At 66.1% G+C, this 21,337-nt stretch carries 21 protein-coding genes, 2 tRNA genes and 1 other RNA gene; 12 read left to right on the forward strand and 12 right to left on the reverse strand.

What is annotated here, in order from left to right:
- Positions 1-23: 23 nt before the first annotated feature.
- From N0B51_RS03925 to tkt, 4 genes are read right to left on the reverse strand one after another with little or no spacing between them, the layout of a single operon-like run.
- Positions 24-479, reverse strand: coding sequence for a PaaI family thioesterase (locus tag N0B51_RS03925; protein ID WP_259960920.1), 456 nt, complete (start codon positions 477-479; stop codon positions 24-26).
- Positions 476-1,678, reverse strand: coding sequence for a phosphoglycerate kinase (locus tag N0B51_RS03930; protein ID WP_259960921.1), 1,203 nt, complete (start codon positions 1,676-1,678; stop codon positions 476-478). The genes N0B51_RS03925 and N0B51_RS03930 overlap by 4 nt, the downstream gene beginning before the upstream one ends.
- The gene (gap, locus tag N0B51_RS03935) at positions 1,678-2,685 is read right to left on the reverse strand and encodes a type I glyceraldehyde-3-phosphate dehydrogenase (RefSeq protein ID WP_259960922.1); all 1,008 of its coding nucleotides are present in this window, start codon (positions 2,683-2,685) and stop codon (positions 1,678-1,680) included. The genes N0B51_RS03930 and gap overlap by 1 nt, the downstream gene beginning before the upstream one ends.
- Before the next feature lie 14 nt (positions 2,686-2,699).
- The gene (gene tkt, locus N0B51_RS03940) at positions 2,700-4,652 is read right to left on the reverse strand and encodes a transketolase (protein ID WP_259960923.1); all 1,953 of its coding nucleotides are present in this window, start codon (positions 4,650-4,652) and stop codon (positions 2,700-2,702) included.
- Between the two features lie 174 nt (positions 4,653-4,826).
- Here tkt and N0B51_RS03945 point away from each other — a divergent pair, with 174 nt between their 5' ends.
- From N0B51_RS03945 to N0B51_RS03965, 5 genes are all read left to right on the forward strand, one after another.
- Positions 4,827-5,039, forward strand: a complete 213-nt coding sequence (locus N0B51_RS03945) for a hypothetical protein (RefSeq protein WP_259960924.1) — start codon at positions 4,827-4,829, stop codon at positions 5,037-5,039.
- Positions 5,036-5,626, forward strand: coding sequence for a cell division protein ZapA (gene zapA, locus N0B51_RS03950; protein ID WP_259960925.1), 591 nt, complete (start codon positions 5,036-5,038; stop codon positions 5,624-5,626). Before N0B51_RS03945 ends, zapA begins: the two co-directional genes overlap by 4 nt.
- Before the next feature lie 10 nt (positions 5,627-5,636).
- Positions 5,637-5,806, forward strand: a non-coding RNA gene (gene ssrS / locus N0B51_RS03955) — 6S RNA.
- A gap of 66 nt (positions 5,807-5,872) precedes the next feature.
- Positions 5,873-6,457, forward strand: coding sequence for a 5-formyltetrahydrofolate cyclo-ligase (locus N0B51_RS03960; protein WP_259960926.1), 585 nt, complete (start codon positions 5,873-5,875; stop codon positions 6,455-6,457).
- Complete coding sequence (locus N0B51_RS03965) at positions 6,454-6,669, forward strand: DUF2842 domain-containing protein (RefSeq protein ID WP_259960928.1); 216 nt, start codon at positions 6,454-6,456, stop codon at positions 6,667-6,669. Before N0B51_RS03960 ends, N0B51_RS03965 begins: the two co-directional genes overlap by 4 nt.
- 16 nt (positions 6,670-6,685) lie before the next feature.
- Here the strand turns inward: N0B51_RS03965 and N0B51_RS03970 are convergent.
- A tRNA-Asp gene (locus tag N0B51_RS03970) sits at positions 6,686-6,762 on the reverse strand.
- 164 nt (positions 6,763-6,926) lie between these two features.
- Here N0B51_RS03970 and N0B51_RS03975 point away from each other — a divergent pair.
- The gene (locus N0B51_RS03975; protein ID WP_259960929.1) at positions 6,927-7,346 is read left to right on the forward strand and encodes a hypothetical protein; all 420 of its coding nucleotides are present in this window, start codon (positions 6,927-6,929) and stop codon (positions 7,344-7,346) included.
- 3 nt (positions 7,347-7,349) lie between these two features.
- On the opposite strand, the gene N0B51_RS03980 is transcribed toward N0B51_RS03975, so the two are convergent.
- From N0B51_RS03980 to N0B51_RS04000, 5 genes are all read right to left on the reverse strand, one after another.
- A complete protein-coding gene (locus N0B51_RS03980) occupies positions 7,350-7,931 on the reverse strand; it encodes a YdeI/OmpD-associated family protein (RefSeq protein WP_259960930.1) in 582 nt (193 codons plus the stop codon).
- 34 nt (positions 7,932-7,965) lie between these two features.
- On the reverse strand, positions 7,966-9,306 hold the full coding sequence (locus N0B51_RS03985; protein ID WP_259960931.1) for a dihydrolipoamide acetyltransferase family protein: 1,341 nt from the start codon (positions 9,304-9,306) through the stop codon (positions 7,966-7,968).
- Positions 9,307-10,311 carry an alpha-ketoacid dehydrogenase subunit beta gene (locus N0B51_RS03990; protein WP_259961462.1) on the reverse strand — a complete coding sequence of 335 codons (1,005 nt, stop codon included), beginning with the start codon at positions 10,309-10,311 and terminating at the stop codon, positions 9,307-9,309.
- A 47-nt stretch (positions 10,312-10,358) separates the two neighbouring features.
- Positions 10,359-11,651: a 3-methyl-2-oxobutanoate dehydrogenase (2-methylpropanoyl-transferring) subunit alpha gene (locus N0B51_RS03995; RefSeq protein WP_259960932.1), complete on the reverse strand. Its 1,293-nt coding sequence runs from the start codon at positions 11,649-11,651 to the stop codon at positions 10,359-10,361.
- A 75-nt stretch (positions 11,652-11,726) separates the two neighbouring features.
- On the reverse strand, positions 11,727-12,659 hold the full coding sequence (locus N0B51_RS04000) for a thymidylate synthase (RefSeq protein WP_259960933.1): 933 nt from the start codon (positions 12,657-12,659) through the stop codon (positions 11,727-11,729).
- Positions 12,660-12,760: 101 nt separating this feature from the next.
- On the opposite strand from N0B51_RS04000, the gene N0B51_RS04005 reads away from it, so the two are divergent.
- Together N0B51_RS04005 and N0B51_RS04010 are read left to right on the forward strand one after the other, a co-directional pair.
- A tRNA-Pro gene (locus N0B51_RS04005) sits at positions 12,761-12,837 on the forward strand.
- Positions 12,838-12,946: 109 nt separating this feature from the next.
- Positions 12,947-13,372, forward strand: coding sequence for a PaaI family thioesterase (locus N0B51_RS04010; protein WP_259960935.1), 426 nt, complete (start codon positions 12,947-12,949; stop codon positions 13,370-13,372).
- Positions 13,373-13,417: 45 nt separating this feature from the next.
- On the opposite strand, the gene N0B51_RS04015 is transcribed toward N0B51_RS04010, so the two are convergent.
- Together N0B51_RS04015 and recG are read right to left on the reverse strand one after the other, a co-directional pair.
- The gene (locus N0B51_RS04015) at positions 13,418-13,906 is read right to left on the reverse strand and encodes a DUF421 domain-containing protein (protein ID WP_259960936.1); all 489 of its coding nucleotides are present in this window, start codon (positions 13,904-13,906) and stop codon (positions 13,418-13,420) included.
- Between the two features lie 94 nt (positions 13,907-14,000).
- Positions 14,001-16,061 carry an ATP-dependent DNA helicase RecG gene (gene recG, locus N0B51_RS04020; protein WP_259960937.1) on the reverse strand — a complete coding sequence of 687 codons (2,061 nt, stop codon included), beginning with the start codon at positions 16,059-16,061 and terminating at the stop codon, positions 14,001-14,003.
- 118 nt (positions 16,062-16,179) lie between these two features.
- Here recG and N0B51_RS04025 point away from each other — a divergent pair, with 118 nt between their 5' ends.
- The 4 genes from N0B51_RS04025 to mfd all read left to right on the forward strand — a co-directional run bounded on the left by N0B51_RS04025 (position 16,180) and on the right by mfd (position 21,198).
- Entirely contained in the window at positions 16,180-16,617 is a 438-nt protein-coding gene (locus N0B51_RS04025) for a hypothetical protein (RefSeq protein WP_259960938.1), read from the forward strand.
- 149 nt (positions 16,618-16,766) lie between these two features.
- On the forward strand, positions 16,767-17,285 hold the full coding sequence (locus tag N0B51_RS04030) for a hemerythrin domain-containing protein (RefSeq protein WP_259960940.1): 519 nt from the start codon (positions 16,767-16,769) through the stop codon (positions 17,283-17,285).
- Positions 17,286-17,329: 44 nt separating this feature from the next.
- Positions 17,330-17,599 carry an FAD assembly factor SdhE gene (locus N0B51_RS04035; RefSeq protein WP_259960941.1) on the forward strand — a complete coding sequence of 90 codons (270 nt, stop codon included), beginning with the start codon at positions 17,330-17,332 and terminating at the stop codon, positions 17,597-17,599.
- A 116-nt stretch (positions 17,600-17,715) separates the two neighbouring features.
- Positions 17,716-21,198 (forward strand): transcription-repair coupling factor, encoded by a 3,483-nt coding sequence (mfd, locus tag N0B51_RS04040; protein ID WP_259960942.1) that lies wholly within the window; start codon positions 17,716-17,718, stop codon positions 21,196-21,198.
- Positions 21,199-21,337: the final 139 nt, after the last annotated feature.

Genomic DNA, 21,337 nt, shown 5'->3' on the forward strand with positions numbered 1-21,337 from the left:
CATGGCCGGCTCGCAAGCGGGCGTCAGCCGCGCTTGCCGAGCTTGCGGATGATCCCGTCGAAGCGCAACGCCGGCGTACCGTCTGCGGTGACGAGACCCGCCACGAAGATGGTCTTGCCGCCGCCCCGAACGACTTCCCCGCGCGCCTCAACGAGCTGGCCGACCTTCACCTGCGCGAGGAAATCGCCGGTGAGGTGCAGGGTAACCGCGTGGTGCCCCTGAAGCTCGTCGCGGGCGATCGAGAACAGCGCGCCGTCGGCGAAGGTCATCAGGCAACCCCCGTGCATGAAGCCGCCACCGTTCATGTGGCGCGGCTCGGCGCGGAAGGCGCTTACGAAGGAGCCGTCGTCGAGCTGTTTCTCGTAGAACGGGCCCGCGCGGTCCTCGAACGGATCGCCGCGCCAGTAGGTCCACCCGGCGAACTCGCCCTCGGTTTCGGGTACGCGCCCGGTCTGCGCCTCGGGAACCTGCTCGCTCACTCTTCCAGCGCCTTCACGCCGGGAAGTTCACGCCCTTCCATCCATTCGAGGAAGGCGCCGCCCGCGGTCGAGACGAAGGTGAAGTCGTCCGCCACGCCGGCATGGTTGAGGGCCGCCACGGTATCGCCGCCGCCGGCGACCGAGACCAGGCTGCCGTCCTGGGTCAGCGCCGCCGCGGTCTTCGCCAGGGCGACGGTCGCCTCGTCGAACGGCGGGGTCTCGAACGCGCCGAGCGGGCCGTTCCAGACCAGCGTGCGGCAGGTCTTGAGGACGTCCGCCAGCGCCTCGACCGCCGCCGGACCGACATCGAGGATCATTTCGTCAGCGGCGACCTCGTGGACATTGCAGACGCGCAAGGACGCCGGATGGGCGGCAAATTCCTTCGCGACCACGACGTCATAGGGCAGGTGCACGGTGCAACCGGCGTGGTCGGCCTTGTCCATGATCGCGTTGGCGGTGGCGGCAAGGTCATGCTCGCACAGTGACTTGCCGACATCGACCCCGCGTGCCGCGAGAAAGGTATTTGCCATCCCGCCGCCGATGATCAGGTGCTGCACGCGCCCGACGAGGTTCTCGAGCACGGCGAGCTTGGTCGAAACCTTTGCCCCGCCGACGACCGCGGCAACCGGCGTCTCGGGCGAACCGAGCGCGGCGTCGAGCGCCTTCAATTCCCTTTCCATCGCGCGCCCGGCGTAGGCCGGGAGAAGATGCGCGAGCCCTTCAGTCGAGGCGTGCGCGCGGTGCGCGGCGGAGAACGCATCGTTGACGTAGAAGTCGCCATTTGCAGCGATCCCGCGCGCGAACTCCGGGTCGTTCGCCTCCTCGCCGGGCCAGAAGCGGACGTTGTCGAGCAGGCCGATATCGCCGTCGCGCAGAATTCCGATCGACTGCTCGACCACTGGGCCCATGACCTCGGGGATGAACATGATCTCGCGGCCAAGCACGCGCTCGACATCGCCCTGGACCATGCTCGTGCTCATCGTCGAGTATCGCTGACCCTTCGGCCGGCCGAAGTGCGCCAGCAGCAGCACCTTCGCCCCCGCGTCGGCCAGTTCGAGGATCGTCGGCGCGCTCGCCTCGACCCGGGTGACGTCGCTGGCCCGCCCCTCGTTCATCGGCAGGTTGAGGTCCACCCGGACGAGCGCGACCTTGCCGGCGAGGTCCGAGGGCAGGTTGTCGAGGGTCCTGAACGCGGCCATCAGAGCAGCTTCGCCATCACCCCGGCGGTGTCGATCATGCGGTTCGAGAAGCCCCATTCGTTGTCGTACCAGCTGACCACGCGGGCGAGCTTCGATTCGAGCACCGCGGTTTCCAGCGAATCGACGGTAGAAGACGCCGGGTAGTGATTGAAATCGCTCGAAACCAGCGGCTGGTCGGTATAATCGAGCACACCCTTCATTGCGCCTTCGGCGGCCGCCTTCAAAGCCTCGTTGATCTCATCCTTGGAGGTGTCGCGGCCGGGCACGAATACGAGGTCGACCATCGACACGTTGGGAGTCGGCACCCGGACCGAGCTGCCATCGAGCTTGCCCTTGAGTTCGGGCAGCACGAGGCCGACCGCGCGCGCGGCGCCGGTGGTCGTCGGGATCATGTTCTGCGCGCCGCCGCGGGCCCGGCGCAGGTCCTTGTGGATCTGGTCGAGCATCCGCTGGTCGTTGGTGTAGCTGTGGATCGTGGTCATGAACCCGCGTTCAATGCCCATGGTGTCGTTGAGCACTTTTGCGACCGGAGCGAGACAGTTCGTCGTGCAGCTGGCATTCGACACGATGTCGTCGTCGGCCGTCAGGCTGTCCTGGTTCACGCCGAACACGATCGTCTTCGACACGCCCGTTGCCGGCGCCGAGATCAGCACGCGTTTCGCGCCGGCCGAAATGTGCGGCCGCGCCGCTTCGTCCGACTGGAAGAAGCCGGTGCATTCGAGGACGATGTCGATGCCGTTCGCCTTGTGCGGGAGCTGGCCCGGGTCCTTTTCGGCGGTGACGTGAATGCGCTTGCCGTTGACGACGAGATCGCTGCCGTCGGTATCGACCGTTCCGGGGAAGCGGCCGTGCGTGCTGTCGAACCCGAAAAGAAGCGCATTCGACCTGGTATCGGCCAGGTCGTTGATCGACACGAGCTCGAGGTCATGGTCGTCGCGCTCGAGGATCGCGCGTGCCACGAGCCGCCCGATACGTCCAAAACCGTTGATCGCAACCTTGGTCGCCATGTGAAGAACTCCTGCTAAATGCCCAGCTTGGCCTTGATTTTCGGGACGATGGCATCGGCGGTGAAGCCGAATTTGCGGAACAGGTCCTCGGCCGGCGCCGAGGCGCCGAAGCGATCGAGGCCGATCTGGAGGCCGTTGGTCCCGGTGTAGCGTTCCCATCCCATGGTGCTGCCGGCTTCTATCGAAACCTTGAGCACGTCGTCGGGAAATACGTCTGCACGATACGACGCGTCCTGTGTCTCGAACAATTCCATGCACGGCATCGAGACGACATCGGCACCGATGCCTTCGGCTTCGAGCGCGTCGGCAACGGCGCAGGCAACCTCGACCTCCGAACCCGTGGCGATGAGTACGACCTTGCGCTCAGTCCCGGCGTTGCGAAGACGGTAGGCGCCCCTGGCGGACAGGTTGCCGCCCTCGGTCCGCAGTTGCGGCAGGTTCTGCCGGCTCAACGCGAGCACCGATGGCGTATCGGTATCGCCCAGCGCGAGCGCCCAGCATTCGGCAGTCTCGATCGTGTCGCACGGGCGGAACACGTTGAGGTTCGGAATCAGTCGAAGGCTCATCAACTGCTCGACGGGCTGGTGGGTCGGCCCGTCCTCGCCGAGCCCGATGCTGTCGTGGGTGAAGACATAGACGGCGCGCGTTTCCTGGAGCGCGCTGAGCCGCACGGCGTTGCGGCAGTAGTCGCTGAAGATCAGGAACGTCCCCCCGTAGGGGATCACCCCGCCGTGAAGCGCCATGCCGTTCATCGCGCAGGCCATGCCGAATTCGCGGATGCCGTAGTAAAGGTACCGACCGGCGTAATCCTCGGCCGTAAGCGGCCCGGTCGAGCTGGTCTTGGTGTTGTTCGATCCGGTGAGGTCGGCCGATCCACCGATCATCGCGGGCACCGCGTCGGTGAGCACCTCGAGCGCCATCTCGCTGGCCTTGCGGGTGGCGACCTTCTTCGGCTCGGCCAGCAGCTTCGCGATGTAGTCGTCGAGCACGCCGGAAGGCACGTTTACGACGCCAAGGTCCCTGCCCGAAGCGCGCTGCTCCCACTCCGCCCGAAGCGCGGCACCGCGCTCGCCGGTCTTGCGCCAGTCGGCAAGAATGGCGTCGGGGACCACGAAAGGCTCGGCCGTCCAGCCCAGTTCCTTGCGCGCGGCCGCGACCTCGTCGGCTCCGAGCGCCGCACCATGCACGCTGCTGGTGCCCTGCTTGTTGGGAGCGCCCCGCCCGATCACTGTCCGGCACTCGACGAGAACCGGCTTGTCGTCGAGCGCGGCGGCCTCGCCGAGCGCCCGGTCGATGTCGGCATAATCGTGCCCGTCGCAGACGAGCGTGTGCCACCCGGCCGCGCGGTAGCGGGCGGGAATTTCCTCGCAGGTCGACAGCGCGGTCGATCCGTCGATGGTGATGCGATTGGAATCCCAGAGCACCTTGAGCTTGCCGAGCCCGAGATGTCCGGCAAGCCCGATCGCCTCGTGGTTGACACCTTCCATCAGGCAGCCATCGCCGGCGATCGTCCAGGTGTGATGATCGACCGCCTCGTCGCCGTGGACCGCGTTCAGGTGCCGCTCGGCGATCGCCATGCCGACCGCCATCGCGAGGCCCTGCCCGAGCGGGCCGGTGGTGCACTCGACGCCCGGAAGCAGGAAGTTCTCCGGGTGCCCCGCGCAGGGGCTGCCGAGCTGGCGGAAATTCGCGATGTCTCCGATCGTCGGTTGCTCGTATCCCGAGAGGTAGAGCAGGCTGTAGATGAGCATCGAGCCGTGGCCGGCAGACAGCACGAAGCGGTCGCGATCGGGCCAGTCGGGAGCCTTGGGATCGAACTTCAGGTACTTGGAGAACAGCACCGTCGCGACATCGGCCATGCCCATCGGCATTCCGGGGTGTCCCGAATTCGCCGCCTGGACCGCGTCCATCGAGAGCGCGCGGATGGCATTGGCCATCGGCGCCAGGCGGGCGGGATCGAGCGTCATCGGCGGCAGGCTCCTGTGTGGGGCGATTCGGGGGCGCGCGCACGCCTTTGCGAAAGGCACCAGCGAGGTCAAGGCGAGGCCGGACGTAGTGCCCCGCACGCTGGGTGGAGGCCAGTTATCAACAGGCGTAGCCAAGGCTTTGCACGCGCGGCGAAAAGACTGTAAATCGCGGCCATGACGGGGGATCGAAGCGAAGCGGCGGTTCAGCGCATCGAAGCCGCGCTGACGCGCATTGCCCGTGCCGCCGATAATCCGCCCCAAGCGAACACTGCCCCGGCTCCCGCTGTCAGCGTCTCCGCGCTCGTCGAAAAGCACGAGGCGCTGCGCGAAACCGTTTCGCGCGCGATCGAGGAAATCGACGCGGTGATAGCGGAACTCGACCAGTGAGCGAGGTCGCGCTGCACATCGGCGGGCGCACCTACCGCGTCGCCTGCGCCGCCGGCGAGGAGGACCGGGTCGCACGCCTCGGGGCAACGATAGCGGAAAAGCTGGCTTCGATGGGCAATCCGAGCGGGCCGGACGCGCAGAACCTGTTGTTCGCCGCGCTTCTGCTCGCCGACGAGGTACAGGAAGCACGCGATTCGCTTTCCGGGGCCGAGGACGCCCAGCAGGCCGCTACCCGCGAGGCCGAAGCCGCGTCCGCCCAGGTCCGGCGGCTCGAGGATAGGATCGCCGATCTCGAAGCGGATCTGTCGCGGATGAAGGATGCCGCGAAGGCATCGGCCCAGGCGCTTGAGGAGGCCCGCTCGCGCGAAGGCCAATTGACCCACGCAGTCGAGAGCGGCGAAGGCGAGGCGGCGGAACTGCGCAGCCGGGTCGCCGAACTCGAACGTGCGGCCGAAGCCCGGCCTGCACCGCTCGTAGGCTCAGAAACCGGCGCTGACATCTCTGCACTCGCCCCTGCGCTCGAGCATTTCGCCGAAATGCTCGAACAATGCGCCGACAAGCTTGAGAGCCGGGCAACAGCCTCCTAGATAGGCGGCGGCGGGACTGCCCGGCACGAGCCGCATCAAAATCCCCGGGGCTATAAGCAATCCATGGGAGCTGTCCCTGCTTCGGCAACCGGGTTCGTCCCGGGAACCGGGGCATACGGCACCCACCTGACGTTTTGGCGTCGGAGGATTCTGGGGCAACCGACCCATGGTGGTTCCGCCACAATTTCACCGCGCAGGGCCGCTTCGTGCCTTGAGCGCGCAGGAATACCCGTTAGCTCCCGGATGATGACCCAAGAAAGCCAGACGAAGGCCCAACTCCGCGGTCGGCTGCGCGCCGAACGGATCGCCCATGCCGCAGCGCTGCCCGACCAAGTGCGCGCGCTGGTATTCCATCGGCCTCCCCGCCCGGTGCTCGAACTGGTGCCCCCGGGTGCAGCGATCGGCCTGTACCACGCGATGCCGGGCGAGGCGCCGGCAGGCGGATACGCCCGCTACTTTGCGGAGCAGGGCCATACCCTTGCTCTTCCGTGGTTCGCCGACAGGATGGCGCCGATGGGCTTTCGCCGGTTCGCCGATCCGTTCGGAGAAAGCAGTCTGGACGAAGGCCCCTTCGGCATCCAGCCCGCGGCCAACTGCGATGAAGTGGTGCCGGACGTGCTGTTTGTTCCGCTGGTCGCATTCACCCTCGACGGCCACCGGCTCGGCCAGGGCGGCGGGCATTATGACCGGTGGCTCGAGCGTCATCCCGCCGCCAAGGCGATTGGCCTGGCTTGGGACATCCAAGAGGTGTGCTCGATCCCGCACGAGCCTCACGACCGCCGCCTCGACGCGGTGATCACCCCCACGCGCCTTATCGGACCGTTTGCATGAGAACCGAACCCACCCTGCGCATCCCTCTTGGGATCCTCGCGCTGCTGGCGGCACTCGCCGTCTACGCCGGCGTGATCGCCAACTACGCGCCCGGCCTCATCGGCGACTGGCCGACGCTGGCACAGGCGCTCGTCTATCTTGTGCTGGGGCTTATCTGGCTGCTCCCCCTCAAACGGTTCATCATCTGGATGGAAACCGGCCGCTGGGGCTGACAGGAAATGTCCCAAGTGGCGCGAGTGACGGGGCTCGAACCCGCGACCTCCGGCGTGACAGGCCGGCACTCTAACCAACTGAGCTACACCCGCGCATCGGGGCTTGCACCGCTTGGGAGCCGCGCCACTAAGGGGTGACCGCAGAGCTGTCAACTGCCGCGAGCAGCCCTTTTTGCCGCTTTTTCCTCAAGCGAAAATTAACCATGTCGCGGCATCCTCGCCCTGCCCCGGATCGGGGAACAGGGGAACATCGGACAATGCGTTTCGGGATCGGGTTCGTCGGCTTCGCGTGCCTCGCCGCAAGCGGTGCATTCGCAAAAGGCTCGATCGACATCGGGCGGGCCGTCTACGTCGAGCGAACCCGCGAAGGCGTACGCGAGCTCGAGCCGGCGACGTCGCTGAAAGCGGGTGACAAGGTGGTGCTGGTGGTCGAATGGCGCGCCCAGTCGCCGGACCGCCGTTTCACCGTGCAGAGCGCCGTGCCGCGCGATCTTGCCTTCCAGCGCGCCGGCAGCGACGCGATCGAGGTCTCGACCGACGGAGGCCGCAACTGGGGGGAACTCGGCACGCTCAGGATCGGCTCGCGCCTCGCTTCGGCGGAAGACGTCACGCACCTGCGCCTTCGTGTAGTCGGCAGGCAGCGGGGAAGAATGACGTTCAGCGCGGTCGTGCGCTGACCTTCAGCAGCCCTCGTACTTCCAGTGCCGCTTCTTGCCCTCTGCTAGCCATTCGGCCGACTGGGCGATTCGCCTCGCGCGGGTGTCGGGCCTCTTGGCCTCCAGGATCCATTCGAGATATTCGCGGCGATGCGAGGGGGCGAAACCATCGAGAGTGGCCCTCGCTGCGGGCGAAAGAGCCGCCGCCAGGTCCTCTGGCACAGCAAGTTCGGGTCGGGGCGACTTTCTCCCAACGGCCTTGCGGATCGCGGTGCCCGTGGTCTCGATACGCGCGCAGGCCGCGGTGAGGCGCTCCTTGACCTCGGTTTCGGGCGGCAGGTCTTCGGCCTTCGTCAGCTTTCCGAACTGGCCCATCCCCTCAGGTGCCGTCCCGTCGCCATGGATGCCGAAGCTCGCGTGCGCCTTGAACGCGGCCATCCCCGCTAGGTTCTTCTCCCTGTAGGTGAAGCAGGGCATCCCCCACTTGATCGTTTCGCCCGCGTCGGGAACCAGGCGATGCACAAGCGTGCGCAGGTGCGAGAGGATCGGCCGTGCAAACGGCGCAGCGTTCGCGATATAGGCGTCTACGCGCGGATCGGTGGTCATCGTGCCCTCCGTTGCGAAGGGCACGATACCGCGATCAATCGACGAGCAAAAGCGCCGGTGTCTCGACCAGGTGCTTCACCTTCTGGATGAAGCTCGCCGCGTCGTAGCCGTCGACCACGCGGTGATCGCACGAGATCGAGATGTTCATCAGCTTGCGCTTCTCGACTCGCTCGCCGCCCATCCCGTCGGGGACGAACATCGGGCGCTCGACGATCCGGTTGGGACCGATGATCGCGACCTCCGGCCGGTTGATCACCGGCGTCGTCGCGACGCCCCCGAGAGGGCCGAGCGAGGTGACGGTGAGGGTCGATCCGGACAGCTCGTTCGATTTCGCCGACCCGTCGCGCGCGGCTTCGGCCAGCCTGCGGATATCGCCGGCCAGCTGCCACAGGTTCTTCGCCTGCGCGTCGCGGATCACCGGGACCATCAGGCCCGCATCGGTCTGTGTCGCCATGCCGAGGTGCACCGCCCCATGCCGGGTGACGACGTTCGCCTCGTCGTCGTAGCGGGCATTGATCATGGGAAAATCGGGAATTGTCTTGCAGATCGCGGCGATCAGCAGCGGCAGCATCGTGAGCTTGGGCTTGTCGCCACGCGATGCGTTGAGCTGTTCGCGCAGGCGTTCCAGCTCGGTGACGTCGCATTCCTCAACGTAGGTGAAGTGCGGGATGTGCCGCTTGGCCGCGGCCATGTTCTCCGCGATCCTGCGCCGGAGGCCGATGACCTTGATCGTTTCGTCCGCGCGGGTGCGGCCCGCCGGGGCGTGGCCGCTTTTCGCGCCGTAGGAGATGAACGCGTCGAGATCCGCGTGGCGGATGCGCCCCTCCTCGCTCGGCCGCACGTCGGCGAGGTCGATCTTGAGGTCCGCCGCGCGCTTGCGGACCGCCGGGGTGGCAAGGACTTTCGCGCCCGGCGAAGATTTCGCGACCGGTGCCGGAGCCGGAGCGGGCGCGGGTTTCGGTTCGGGCGGCGGCGGCGGCGCGGTCTTTTCCTCGACCGCCGCGGCAGCATCGGCGACATCGGACGGATCGGGCGTCTCGACCTCGATGCGCTTTTCGACCGTGTCGGCCTTCGGAGCGGGTGCTTCCTCGGCCACTGCCTCGTTCGCTTCGATCACGTCGTCGGGAATGTCGCCCTCGGTCTCGATCACGACCAGCATCGAACCGATCGCAATAACGTCGCCCGCCTCGCCGGCGACCTCCACGACCTTGCCCGAAACCGGGCTTTCCATCTCGACCGTCGCCTTGTCGGTCATCATGTCGGCGATCTGCTGGTCTTCCTCGACCCGGTCGCCGGGCTTCACATGCATCGCTACGATTTCGGCCTCGGCGATGCCCTCGCCGATGTCGGGAAGGTTGAAGGTAAAGCGTGCCATCTAGGCTTCCAGTATCTTGTCGATCGCCTCGCCGATGCGGACGGGGCCCGGGAAATAGGCCCATTCGAGGCTGTGCGGATAGGGGGTGTCGAAGCCGGTCACGCGCTCGACCGGGGCTTCGAGATGATAGAAACAGCGTTCCTGGACCAGCGCCGACAGTTCGGCGCCGAAACCGCTCGTGCGGGTCGCCTCGTGGACGATCAGGCAGCGCCCGGTCTTCTCGACCGATGCCTCGATCGCATCGATGTCGAGGGGCACGAGCGTGCGCAGGTCGATGATCTCGGCGTCCACCCCCTTCTCCTTTGCGACCGCCGCGCTCACGTGGACCATGGTGCCGTAGGTGAGAATGGTCAGCGCGTCGCCCTCGCGCACGGTGCGCGCCTTGCCGAGCGGGATCGCATAGTACCCTTCGGGCACCTTGCTGTCGGGGTGGTTCTTCCACGGCTCGACCGGCTTGTCGTAGTAGCCGCTGAAGGGGCCGTTGTAGATCCGCTTCGGCTCGAAGAAGATCACCGGGTCGTTGTCCTCGATCGAGGCGATCAGCAAGCCCTTGGCATCAAAAGGCGTCGACGGGATCACGGTCTTGAGGCCGGAAACGTGGGTGAAGATCGCCTCGGGGCTCTGGCTGTGAGTCTGCCCGCCGAAGATGCCGCCGCCGAAGGGGCTGCGCACGGTCATCGGGGCGATGAATTCGCCCGCCGAGCGGTAGCGCAGCCGCGCCGCCTCGCTGATCAGCTGGTCGAGGCCGGGATAGATGTAGTCGGCGAACTGGATTTCCGGCACCGGGCGAAGGCCATAGGCTCCCATGCCCACAGCGGCGCCGATGATCCCGCATTCCGAGATCGGCGTGTCGAACACGCGATTCTTGCCGTGCTTTTCCTGCAGGTGCGCCGTCGCGCGGAACACGCCGCCGAAATAGCCCACGTCCTCGCCCATGATGACGACCGAGGGATCGTGGCTGAGCATGATGTCGAGCGCGTCGTTGATCGCCTCGATCATGTTCATGTTGCGCGAGGGCGCGTCGGCAAGGCCGAGCACGCCGTCCTCGTCGATTAGCGTTGTGGCCACTTGATCTTCCTTTCGCGGATCGCCTGCGCGGCCTGCTCCTCGAGGTGCCAGGGCAGTTCCTCGAACACGTCTTCGAACATGGTGTGGAACGGGTGATGCATACCGTGGCCGAGCACGCCGTTCTTCTCGGCGTCCTTGGTGGCGGCCTTGACCTTTTCCGCACAGGCCAGGTCGAGCGCCTCCTGGCGTTCCTCGTCCCATTCCCCGATCGCGATGAGATGGTCCTTGAGCCGCATGATCGGATCGCCCAGCGGCCATTCGCTGCGCTCCTGCGCGCTGCGGTACTGGCTCGGGTCGTCCGAGGTCGAGTGGCCCTCGGCGCGATAGCTGAAGTGTTCGATCAGCGTCGGCCCGCCGTTCGACCGGGCGCGGTCGGCCGCCCACTGGGTCGCGGCATAGACCGCCAGCGCATCGTTTCCGTCGACACGGAGCGAGGCAATGCCATAGCCAAGCCCGCGCGCCGCGAAGGTCGCCCGCTCGCCCCCGGCAAAGCCCGAGAAGCTTGAGATCGCCCACTGGTTGTTGACCACGTTGAGGATCACCGGCGCGTTGTAGACCGCGGCGAACAGGCAGGCGGCATGGAAGTCGCCCTCGGCGGTGCTGCCCTCGCCCACCCAGGTCGCGGCGATCCGGCTGTCGCCGCGCATTGCGCTCGCCATCGCCCAGCCCACCGCCTGCGGCGTCTGCGTGGCGAGGTTGCCACTGATCGTGAAGAAGCTGTGCGGCCGGCTCGAATACATGATCGGCAGCTGGCGGCCCTTGAGCTTGTCGCCGCGGTTCGAGTAGATCTGGTTGATCATCTCGACCAGCGGGTACCCGCGCGCGATCAGGATGCCCTGCTGGCGGTAGCTGGGAAACACCATGTCGTCGTTTGCCAGGGCCATGGCCGCGGCGACGCTGGTCGCCTCCTCGCCGGTGCACTTCATGTAGAAGCTCGTCTTGCCCTGGCGCTGGCCGCGGTACATCCGCTCGTCGAACGCGCGGGTCAGCGCCATCGTCTCGAGCATCTTGCGCAAGGTATCGGGATCGAGCTTGGGGTCCCACGGACCGTGCGCGCGGTTATCGTCGCCAAGCACGCGGACGAGGTCATTGACAAGACTTTGGGTCTCGATCGGATCGCACATCTCGTCGGGCCGCGCCTGTGCGCCGGGCTCGCTGACCTTGATGTAGGAGAAATCGACCGCGTCTCCGGGCCGGAACTTGGGTTCGGGAACGTGGAAGTGCAGCTCGGGCCGGTTGTGCCCGGCCTTGCCTCTCCCGTTCGGCGTATCGGCCATTTGGCTCTCCAGACGCAATCTTTTAATACTGCGTTATTTTATTTCAAAGACGGTCTCGGAGTCAAGAAGCCCCCGTCAGACCGCGACGGGCGCCTTGAGCGCGCCGAGCGGCCTGTAGTCGAGGACCGAGAAATCATCGATGCGGTAGTCGAAGATCGAGTCCGGTCGCCGCACGATTTCAAGTCGCGGACGGCCCTGCGGTTCCCGGGTCAATTGCTCCTCGATCAGTTCCCCGTGGTTGAGATAGAGGTGCACGTCCCCGCCCATCCATATGAACTCGCCCGGTTCGAGATCGGTCTGCTGCGCGAGCATTCGCTGTAGCAGCGCCGCCGACCAGAGGTTGAACGGCAGGCCCAGTGCGACATCGCAACTGCGCTGGTAGAGGAGACCGTTGAGCTTTCCGTCGGCGACGTGAAACTGGTAGGTCTTGTGACACGGCGGGAGCGCCATCCGGTCGAGTTGGGCGACATTCCAGCCTTCGATGATGTGCCGTCGACTGCCGGGGTTCGTCCGCAGCGATTCCACGACCTGGGCGACCTGGTTGATCCCCTCGCCCGGTTCGTACAGTCCGTCCGGGCGATAGCGCCAGGTCGGCCAGTCGACCCATTGCTTGCCATAGACCGGGCCAAGGTCGCCCCAGTTGGCCGCGAACGACTCGTCGTTGGCGATGCGCTTGACGAAATCCTCGAGCGGGATGTCGTCGCCCGTCTCGCTCACGTATCTGGCGTGCGGCCACTCGTTCCATATGCTCACGCCCTGGAGCACCAGCGGGCGAATGTTCGTTTCTCCGTCGAGGAACCACAGCAGTTCGCGCGTCGCGGTCTTCCAGTAGACTCGCTTGCTGGTGATGAGCGGCATCGCGCCGCCGGCAAGGTCGAATCGCAGGGTGGCGCCGAAGACGGAGCGCGTTCCGATTCCGGTTCGGTCGATCCGCTCCGACCCCTCGGACCAGATGCGCCGCATGAGGTCGAGGTACTGGGTTTCGGGGTGCGGCGAGGCGGCGAGCATGGATCGTCCCTAGCGCGCGAAATGGCCGCTTGCCACCCCGCGATCCCCTCCCTATAGGGCCGCCTCTGCCTCGCCCCGGACCCGTTCCGGTTGGCGCCGGTCGGGGAGTAGCTCAGCCTGGTAGAGCACTGTCTTCGGGAGGCAGGGGCCGGAGGTTCGAATCCTCTCTCCCCGACCATTCATCTGGATCGTCCCGATCTGACGCAAGCGCCGCAACCCGGCGGTCGCTTGCCATCGCCCTCCCCATTCCGGATAGTCCCGGATATTGGAAGTGGGGAGGGAGAGCCATGGTAGAGGTGCCGCAGGGCTTGTTTCCGGTGAGCCAGGAGAGCGCCGATGCCGCTTTCGACTGGGTGTTTGCGCCGTGGATCAAGGACATGGGCCTGACAGATTTCGTCGTGCGCGAAGGCTTCGTTTCGATGAGGCTGCCGTACAACGAGAAGCTTGCGTTTTTCTCCGGCTCGATCTGCGGGCAGGCGATCATGGCGGCGATCGACACCGCGGCAAGCATGGCGGTGGCCACCGGACATAGGTTTGCTCGCGGCACGGCCTACCAGCACACCCATTTCCTCCGGCCCGCCGCGGGCGACGACCTGATGATCACCGCAACAGTGCGGCGTTTCGGCACGACGAGTGCCTACGTAGATTGCCAGGTCGCGTTTGCGGGGACGGGCAAACTGGTTTCGCACGGGGTCCTTGAATTCGCCTATTGAAGCGAACCCCGCCGACCGGCATCCGATCCGCAATCCGCGCGGATTCTAGGCTCCCTCACCGTCGTGTGCGGACTGAACGCCGTGGAGCAGCCTTTTGTCCATGCTCTCGCCATGAAGAACCGACACGTCGCCCGTCGTTTCGAGGACGACCGCGCGAACGTCGTCGAGCGAGGAGACGTTCGCTTCGCGCAGCTTGGCGAACAGGTCATCGCGGCTCACCCTCGTTTCCTTCAGCGCCTTATCGAGGATAACCCCGTCGCGGACCAGGACCACGGGTTCGTTCTGTATCACCCGCGCGGCGGTCTCTGACGCCCGGCGCAACCTGGCAGCCGCGAACTGCACCACGAACAATGCCGCCATCGCGGCTATCGTCTGGAGAAACTTGGGCCACTCCTGTGATTGGGATGCGCTGGCGACCATCGATCCCATCGCGATGGTCATGACGAAATCGAAGCTGGTCATCTTCGAGAACGACCTCAATCCGACCACGCGCACCAGCAGGACAACCCACGCCAGCGCGGCGGACGCGAGCACCGCGCCGCTGATCAGGGAATCGAGAATCGGATCTGATGAAAAGATGGCCTGCCTCCGTTGGTTAAAGGCGTGCAGGCCCAGGCGAGTTCCCGAATCAGCCCCCGCGCAGCAGCTGCACGCCCCAGTCGCGCTCGAACAAATAGAGCAGCACCCGTGCAGCCGCGCCGCGTTCCCCGGTAAGGCCGCCGTCGCGTTCCATCAGCAGACGCGCATCCTCATGCGCGATCGGAAGCAGGCGCTGGATCTGGTCGAGGTCGGCGACCCTGAACGGCGTATCGCCCGACTGCCGCGTGCCGAGCAATTCGCCCCCGCCGCGCAGCCGCAGGTCTTCCTCCGCAAGCCGGAACCCGTCCTGCGTCTCGCGCATCAGCGCCAGGCGTTCCTTGCCGGTTTCGCTGAGGGTTTCGCCGCGTAACAGGACGCAGACCGATTTCTTCGCGCCCCGCCCCACCCTGCCGCGCAGCTGGTGCAGCTGGGCGAGCCCGAAACGCTCCGCCTGCTCGATCACCATCAGGGTGGCGTTGGGCACGTCGACCCCGACCTCGATCACCGTCGTCGCAACCAGCAACTTCGCCGTACCGCTCGCGAAGCGTTCCATCGCGGCGTCCTTGATCTCGGGCTTCAGCTGCCCGTGGACCAGCACGACCTGGTCGCCGAACCTGTTCTTAAGCGCCGCGTAGCGTGCTTCGGCCGCCGCGATGTCCTCGCTCTCGAGTTCGCGGACCATCGGGCAGACCCAGTAGGCCTGCGCTCCGCCATCGAGCTGGCGGGCGAGCCGCTCGACGATTTCCCCGGTCCGATCGGCGCTGACCACCACCGTGTCGATCGCCTGCCGGCCCGGGGGCATCTCGTCGAGCCGGCTGACGTCCATCTCGCCGTACTGCGCAAGGGTGAGCGAACGGGGAATCGGGGTCGCGGTCATCGCCAGCGTGTGCGGCGCGACCTTGCCCTTGCTGGCGAGCATCAGCCGCTGCGAGACGCCGAAGCGGTGCTGCTCGTCGATCACGACGAGGCCGAGATTTCGATAGGTAACGGCATCCTGGAAGATGGCGTGGGTTCCCACGACGATCGGGATCGAGCCGTCGTGAAGTCCCATCAGGATCGATTCGCGCGCGCGGCCCTTGTCGCGCCCCGTCAGCAGCGCGATTTCGACACCGGTCGGACCCAGCATCCGCCGCAGCGTGTCGTAGTGCTGGCGGGCCAGTATCTCGGTCGGGGCAAGCAATGCTGCCTGCGCCCCGCCCTCGACGGCGATCAGCATGGCTTCGAGCGCGACCACGGTCTTGCCGCTGCCCACGTCGCCCTGCAGCAGACGCAGCATGGGCCTGTCCTGCGCGAGGTCGCGTTCGATTTCGCCGATGCTCCGCTTCTGCGCCCCGGTGAGCGGGAACGGCAGGTCGAGCCTGCCGCGCAAGGATCCGTCCCCACCCAGCGCCTGCCCGCGGCGGCGGCGGTTGTCGGCCCGCACGAGCATCAGTGCAAGGCTATTGGCGAGCAGCTCGTCGTAGGCGAGCCGGTCGCGCGCCGCTGCGTGCTCGCCCTTGTGCGCAAGCCTCAGGGCATCGGCCCAGGCGGGCCATTGCATCTTGGCGAACTGGCCCGGCTCGATCCACTCAGGCAGCTCCGGCAGGCGCTCGAGAGCCTGGGCGACCAGGCCGGCGATCTTGGGTTGGGTCAATCCATCCGATAGCGAATAGACCGGCTCGTTGAGGGTCCCGAGCAAGTCCGCGCTGTCCTCGCTCAGGTGGTCGGGATGGACGATCTGCAGCATCTGGCCGTACTGATCGAGCCGCCCTGCGACCCATCGCTTCGCTCCCACCGGCAGCTGCTTTTTTGCAGTATAGCTCGCTCGCCCGAAATAGGTGAGCGACACGTGATTGCCGAGGGCATCGATCGCCATCACGGAGTATGGCCCACGCGCGCTCCGGCTCGCGCGATGTTCGGTGACGGTCAGCGGCACGACCACCTGCTCGCCCACGCTTGCCGCGTCGAGATTCTCGACCGGTCGGCGGGTCACGAAGCGATCGGGCAGGTGATAGGCGACGTCGCGCACGCGTGTGAGGCCGAGTTTCTCCAGCGGCTTCGCGATCTTCGGCCCGACCCCCTCCAGCGTCTCGGCTTCGGCAAACAGGGGGTTGAGCACGTCGGGGCGCATGGCGCGTTACTAGGATCATTTGGCAGCCCTGCGAAGCAGCGAGAACGCTTTATGCCATTTGCTGTTTGGATCGAACGTGTTAACCAAAGTTAGCGGGACGCTTTCCAAGACGGGGGGCATGATGACCCGACACTTCACGACACTCGCACTCGCTGCCGCTTGCGCGCTGGCAACCATATCCACTCCTGTCATGGCGCAGAGCGAGCCGGAACAGGCGCGGACGACGTACGCGGTCATCCTCCTGAAGCTCGCGCCGGATGCCGGCGGGCGCTGGAGCGAGATGATGGAAAAGTACTATGCCCCGGCGGCCGCAGCCGCGGGCCTTCCGAAGACAGAGGTGCACTGGATGATGGATGGCCCCTGGGACCTGATGCTTCTGCGACCGATGCCGCGCGGGCTGGCTGCGCTCGACACGCACGCTTCACCTGAACGCGATGCGTTCAATAAGTCACTGGCCAAGATCGCCGGTTCGGAAGAAGCCGCCAAGAAGCTCGGCGAGGAAAATGACAAGCTCGTTACCAGTTCGATGCGGTATTTTTCCCATACCCACCCCTGACGGGGATTGGGGTCTGACCCGGGATCGAACGAAGCGGCGCCGGTCCTCGCCGGCGCCGCACTCCGCGTGAATTGACGAAAGTTTGCCCGGGAACCCGAATGCCGTTTCGCAGCTTGAGTGTACGACTGAATGACAGGCGGAGAACCGGCATGGCCGACCAGAACTTTACCGATGCAATCATGCTTCTTCGTGCCGATCACGACGAGGTCAAGGACCTGTTCGATCAGTTCGAGGATACCGATGACGGTGACGAGAAGCGGCGTCTTGCCGAGAAGATCTGCAACGAGCTCAAGATCCATTCCCTGATCGAGGAAGAGATTTTCTACCCGGCGTTTCGCGGGGTGCTGGAAGACGACATGCTCGACGAAGCGGTTGTCGAGCATGACGGCGCCAAGTTGCTGATCAACGACATCATGGACGGCGTGCAGGCGAACGATTCCGTTTTCGAAGCCAAGGTCAAGGTCCTCTCGGAACAGATCGAGCATCACATCGAGGAAGAAGAAAAGCCGCACGAAGGCATGTTCGCCAAGTGCCGGGATACCGACGTCGACCTGAAGGCCCTGCTGGAACCGATGCTGCGACGCAAGGCGGAGCTCTCCAAGCAGGCCGAAAGCGAGGGGCTCCCCCCGGCCGAAATGTCGGAAGTGCAACCCGAAGCCGCGCACTAGGGACGCGATTGCGCCCGCCGCGGCGGTCCGGTAGCGGGGGCGGCATGAATGCCGCTCTCCCCCCTCGCATCGCGCGTGCCAGGTTCCGTGCCTGGCACCGCGGCACGCGCGAAGCCGACTTCATGATCGGAGGATTCTTCGATCGCTATCATGCCGGTTGGGACGATGCCGCGCTGGCGTGGTTCGAAGCGCTGATCGAGCAGGATGACGTCGACGTGATGGCATGGGCGCTCGGTACCCAGCCGGTGCCCCCGGCCTTCGCTGGCGAGCAGATGACCGCGATGCAGCGGCTCGACTACGTGGAGATGCCCTGACCGTTTGCGGAAACGGGTTGCCCTGCCGGGCGTTCATCCTATCTGACAACCCTCGAAACCCCTCGCTCGAACCCCTCGGGCGGGTTGCTGCGCGTGCCCGCTAGACAGGACCTTTAATGCCTGACCTTCAGAAAATCCTGGCTGCCGACACCCCGCTGACGCTCGCAGCGGTGCCGCGCGGCGCGCAGCCGCTGGTGATGGCAGACCTTGCCCGGGCGGCGGGCCACAAGGGCAAGTCGGGCCGAGCGGTGCTCGTCACGCCCGACGATGCCGCGATGAGCGGAGTGGCCGAGGCCGCCCGCTATTTCGCCCCCGAGATCGAGGTGATCGAGTTCCCGGCCTGGGACTGCCTGCCTTACGACCGCGCTTCGCCCGCACTCGCGGTCAGTGCGCGCAGGCTTGCCGCACTGCACCGGCTGCAGGCAGGCAGACAGGGACCGCAACTGCTCGTCACCACGGTCAACGCCCTGCTTCAGCGTGTGCTCACCCCCTTCCGCGTGCGCGAAGCGGTGCGCGAGTTGAAACCGGGGATGGAGATCGCCCGGGACGACCTGATCGCGCTGCTCCAGCGACAGGGCTATTCGCGTACCGATACCGTCATCGACCACGGCGAATTCGCCGTGCGCGGCTCGATCTTCGACCTGTTTCCGAGCGGGCTTGAGCAGGGGCTGCGGCTCGACTTCTTCGGCGACGAGCTCGAATCGCTCCGCCTGTTCGATCCGAATACCCAGATGACGACCGGGGTGATCGAGCGGCACCTGCTGATCCCCGCGAGCGAGGCGCTGCTCGACGAGGACACGATCAAGCGTTTCCGCGGCCGATACCGCGAGCGGTTCGGTGCGAACGCCACGCAGGACCCGCTTTACCAGGCGATCAGCGACGGCCGTCGCCTCGCCGGGATGGAACACTGGCTGCCGTTGTTCGAGGACCGGCTGGCGACGTTGTTCGACCACCTCGGCAAGGATGACGTGGTGGTCATGGACAACGGTGCCCTAGGCGCCGCCGACGAGCGGCTTACCGACATCGCTGACTACCACCGCCAGCGGGAGGACGGCAGCTACCGCCCCCTGCCCGAGGACGCACTCTACCTTGCCAGGGGCGAATTCGAGGGGGCGCTCGCTGGCTTCCCGGTCCATCGCGCGTCGATCTTCGCCGAGCCGGAGAGCGCCACGGTGGTCGATTTCGGCTTCCAGTCGGGCCGCGATTTCGCTCCCGAGCGCGCGCGCGGCGACAATGTCTATGCCGCCGCGGCCGAGCACCTGAAGGCGGCAGGAAAGGCCGGCAAGCGGCCGATGCTGGCGACCTATTCCAAGGGCAGCCGGGCGCGCATCGCCTCGATCGTCACCGAGGCGGGCGCGCCAATCGAGCTGGCGGAGAGCTGGCAGGAAGCGCTCGGGGCGTCTGCAAAAGGCAGGCCGGTCGCGCTCGTCCTGCCGCTCGAGGCAGGGTTCGCGAACGACCAGATCGACCTCATCACCGAGGCCGACGTGCTCGGCGACCGGCTCGTGCGCCGCAAGAAGCGCCGCAAGAGCGCCGATGCCTTCCTTGCCGAATTGCAGGCGCTCAATGCGGGCGACCTCGTCGTCCACGTCGACCACGGCATCGGCAAGTACCTCGGCCTGGAGGCGATCCCCGTCGGCAAGTCGCAGCACGACTGCGTGATGCTTGAGTATCACGGGGGCGACAAACTTTACGTGCCGGTCGAGAACCTGGAAGTCCTCAGCCGTTACGGTTCGAGCGAGGAGATGGTCGGCCTCGACCGGCTCGGCGGCGAAGCCTGGCAAAAGCGCCGCAGCCGCCTCAAGGAGCGCATCCGCGAAATCGCGCACGAGCTGCTCCGCACCGCCGCCGCGCGCTCGCTGCGCAAGGCCGCGGTGGTCGAAACCGAGGAGGCAAGCTACAACCAGTTTGTCGACCGCTTCCCGTGGGAAGAAACCGACGACCAGGACCGCGCGATCGATGAGGTGCTCGAAGACCTCGCCAGCGGCAAGCCGATGGACCGCCTCGTCTGCGGGGACGTGGGCTTCGGCAAGACCGAGGTCGCGCTGCGCGCCGCCTTTGCCACCGCGATGAGCGGGCGGCAGGTGGCGGTCGTCGCCCCCACCACCCTGCTCGCCCGCCAGCATTACGAGAACTTTGCGGCCCGCTTTTCCGGTTTTCCGCTCAAGATCGGGCGGCTGAGCCGACTCGTCGGATCGAAGGAAGCGGCGCAGACCCGCGACGGTCTGAGGAGCGGCGACGTCGATATCGTCATCGGCACGCACGCGATCCTGTCGAAATCGACCGAGTTCAAGAACCTCGGCCTCGTCATCGTTGACGAGGAGCAGCGGTTCGGCGTGACGCACAAGGAGAAACTGAAGCAGCTGCGGGCCGATGTTCATGTCCTCACCCTCACCGCGACGCCGATCCCCCGCACGCTGCAGATGGCGATGAGTGGCCTGCGCGAACTGTCGACCATCCAGACCCCGCCGGTCGACCGCCTCGCGGTGCGGACCTATGTCATGGAGTGGGACGACATGGTCATGCGCGAGGCGCTGCTGCGCGAGCACCACCGCGGCGGGCAGAGCTTCATCGTCGTCCCCCGCATCGCCGATATGCCGGAAGTCGAGGAATGGCTGCACAAGCACGTTCCCGAAGTGAAGGCGATCAGCGCGCACGGCCAGATGTCGCCAACCGAGGTCGAGGAACGGATGAGCGCGTTCTACGAGGGCAAGTACGAGGTGCTGCTGTCGACCACGATCGTCGAGAGCGGGCTCGATATCCCGAGCGCGAACACGATCGTGATCCACCGCGCCGACCGCTTCGGCCTCGCCCAGCTCTACCAGCTGCGCGGCCGCGTCGGGCGGTCCAAGCTGCGCGCCTACGCCTACCTGACGACGCCCGCCGACACGGTGCTGAGCGAGGTTGCCGAAAAGCGCCTCAAGGTCCTCGGCGACCTCGACAGCCTCGGCGCCGGTTTCCAACTGGCGAGCCACGATCTCGACATCCGCGGCGCGGGAAACCTGCTCGGAGACGAGCAGTCGGGCCACATCCGCGAGGTCGGCTTCGAGCTATACCAGTCGATGCTCGAGGACGCGATCCTCGCAGCCAAGGCCGGTGACGCGGGACTCGAACGCGAGGCCGGGCCTAGCCCGCAGATCACCGTCGACGCGCCGATCATGATCCCCGAGGAATACGTCCCCGACCTGGCGGTGCGCATGGGCCTCTATCGCCGCCTCAACGATGCGAAGGACCAGGGCGAGATCGAAGCGCTGGCGGCCGAAATGATCGACCGGTTCGGTCCCCTGCCCCCCGCGACCGCCAACCTCGTCAAGCTGATCGAGATCAAGCACCAGGCCATTCGAGCGAACATCGCCAAGATCGATGTCGGCGCACGGGGCACGCTCGTCACATTCCACAACGACGACTTCCCCGATCCGGCCGGCTTGATCGCGTGGGCGGAACGGGTCGGGCCGGACGCGAAGCTGCGCCCCGACATGAAGCTCGTGCTTGCGCGTGCCTGGAGCGACCCGCAAAGCCGGCTGAACGGCCTGTTTCAGCTGACCAAGGGGCTGAGCGGGGTCGTAGCCAGAAACGAGAAACGCAAGAAGGCGGCCTGAAACCACAAAGCGGTCGGATCGGAGGGACCCGATTCGCAGCCTCTTCTTAACTGTGATTCGCAACTGATTCCCGCGCGCGGCGATCGGGCTCTCCGACCTGCGCCGCCGTTAACCTTTGGAAAGGTTAACAACTTTTTGG

This window comes from Tsuneonella litorea (assembly GCF_025154015.1).
GTDB classification, from domain to species: Bacteria; Pseudomonadota; Alphaproteobacteria; order Sphingomonadales; family Sphingomonadaceae; genus Tsuneonella; species Tsuneonella litorea.

What these genes read in the sequence shown, in the direction of transcription:
- N0B51_RS03930 (WP_259960921.1), bottom strand. Translation starts at nt 1,678, where the DNA reads ATGGCCGCGTTCAGGACCCTCGACAACCTGCCCTCGGACCTCGCCGGC.
- gap (WP_259960922.1), bottom strand. Translation starts at nt 2,685, where the DNA reads ATGGCGACCAAGGTTGCGATCAACGGTTTTGGACGTATCGGGCGGCTC.
- tkt (WP_259960923.1), bottom strand. Translation starts at nt 4,652, where the DNA reads ATGACGCTCGATCCCGCCCGCCTGGCGCCGATGGCCAATGCCATCCGC.
- N0B51_RS03945 (WP_259960924.1), top strand. Translation starts at nt 4,827, where the DNA reads ATGACGGGGGATCGAAGCGAAGCGGCGGTTCAGCGCATCGAAGCCGCG.
- N0B51_RS03960 (WP_259960926.1), top strand. Translation starts at nt 5,873, where the DNA reads ATGACCCAAGAAAGCCAGACGAAGGCCCAACTCCGCGGTCGGCTGCGC.
- N0B51_RS03965 (WP_259960928.1), top strand. Translation starts at nt 6,454, where the DNA reads ATGAGAACCGAACCCACCCTGCGCATCCCTCTTGGGATCCTCGCGCTG.
- N0B51_RS03975 (WP_259960929.1), top strand. Translation starts at nt 6,927, where the DNA reads ATGCGTTTCGGGATCGGGTTCGTCGGCTTCGCGTGCCTCGCCGCAAGC.
- N0B51_RS03980 (WP_259960930.1), bottom strand. Translation starts at nt 7,931, where the DNA reads ATGACCACCGATCCGCGCGTAGACGCCTATATCGCGAACGCTGCGCCG.
- N0B51_RS03985 (WP_259960931.1), bottom strand. Translation starts at nt 9,306, where the DNA reads ATGGCACGCTTTACCTTCAACCTTCCCGACATCGGCGAGGGCATCGCC.
- N0B51_RS03990 (WP_259961462.1), bottom strand. Translation starts at nt 10,311, where the DNA reads ATGAACATGATCGAGGCGATCAACGACGCGCTCGACATCATGCTCAGC.
- N0B51_RS03995 (WP_259960932.1), bottom strand. Translation starts at nt 11,651, where the DNA reads ATGGCCGATACGCCGAACGGGAGAGGCAAGGCCGGGCACAACCGGCCC.
- N0B51_RS04000 (WP_259960933.1), bottom strand. Translation starts at nt 12,659, where the DNA reads ATGCTCGCCGCCTCGCCGCACCCCGAAACCCAGTACCTCGACCTCATG.
- N0B51_RS04010 (WP_259960935.1), top strand. Translation starts at nt 12,947, where the DNA reads ATGGTAGAGGTGCCGCAGGGCTTGTTTCCGGTGAGCCAGGAGAGCGCC.
- recG (WP_259960937.1), bottom strand. Translation starts at nt 16,061, where the DNA reads ATGCGCCCCGACGTGCTCAACCCCCTGTTTGCCGAAGCCGAGACGCTG.
- N0B51_RS04025 (WP_259960938.1), top strand. Translation starts at nt 16,180, where the DNA reads ATGATGACCCGACACTTCACGACACTCGCACTCGCTGCCGCTTGCGCG.
- N0B51_RS04030 (WP_259960940.1), top strand. Translation starts at nt 16,767, where the DNA reads ATGGCCGACCAGAACTTTACCGATGCAATCATGCTTCTTCGTGCCGAT.
- N0B51_RS04035 (WP_259960941.1), top strand. Translation starts at nt 17,330, where the DNA reads ATGAATGCCGCTCTCCCCCCTCGCATCGCGCGTGCCAGGTTCCGTGCC.
- mfd (WP_259960942.1), top strand. Translation starts at nt 17,716, where the DNA reads ATGCCTGACCTTCAGAAAATCCTGGCTGCCGACACCCCGCTGACGCTC.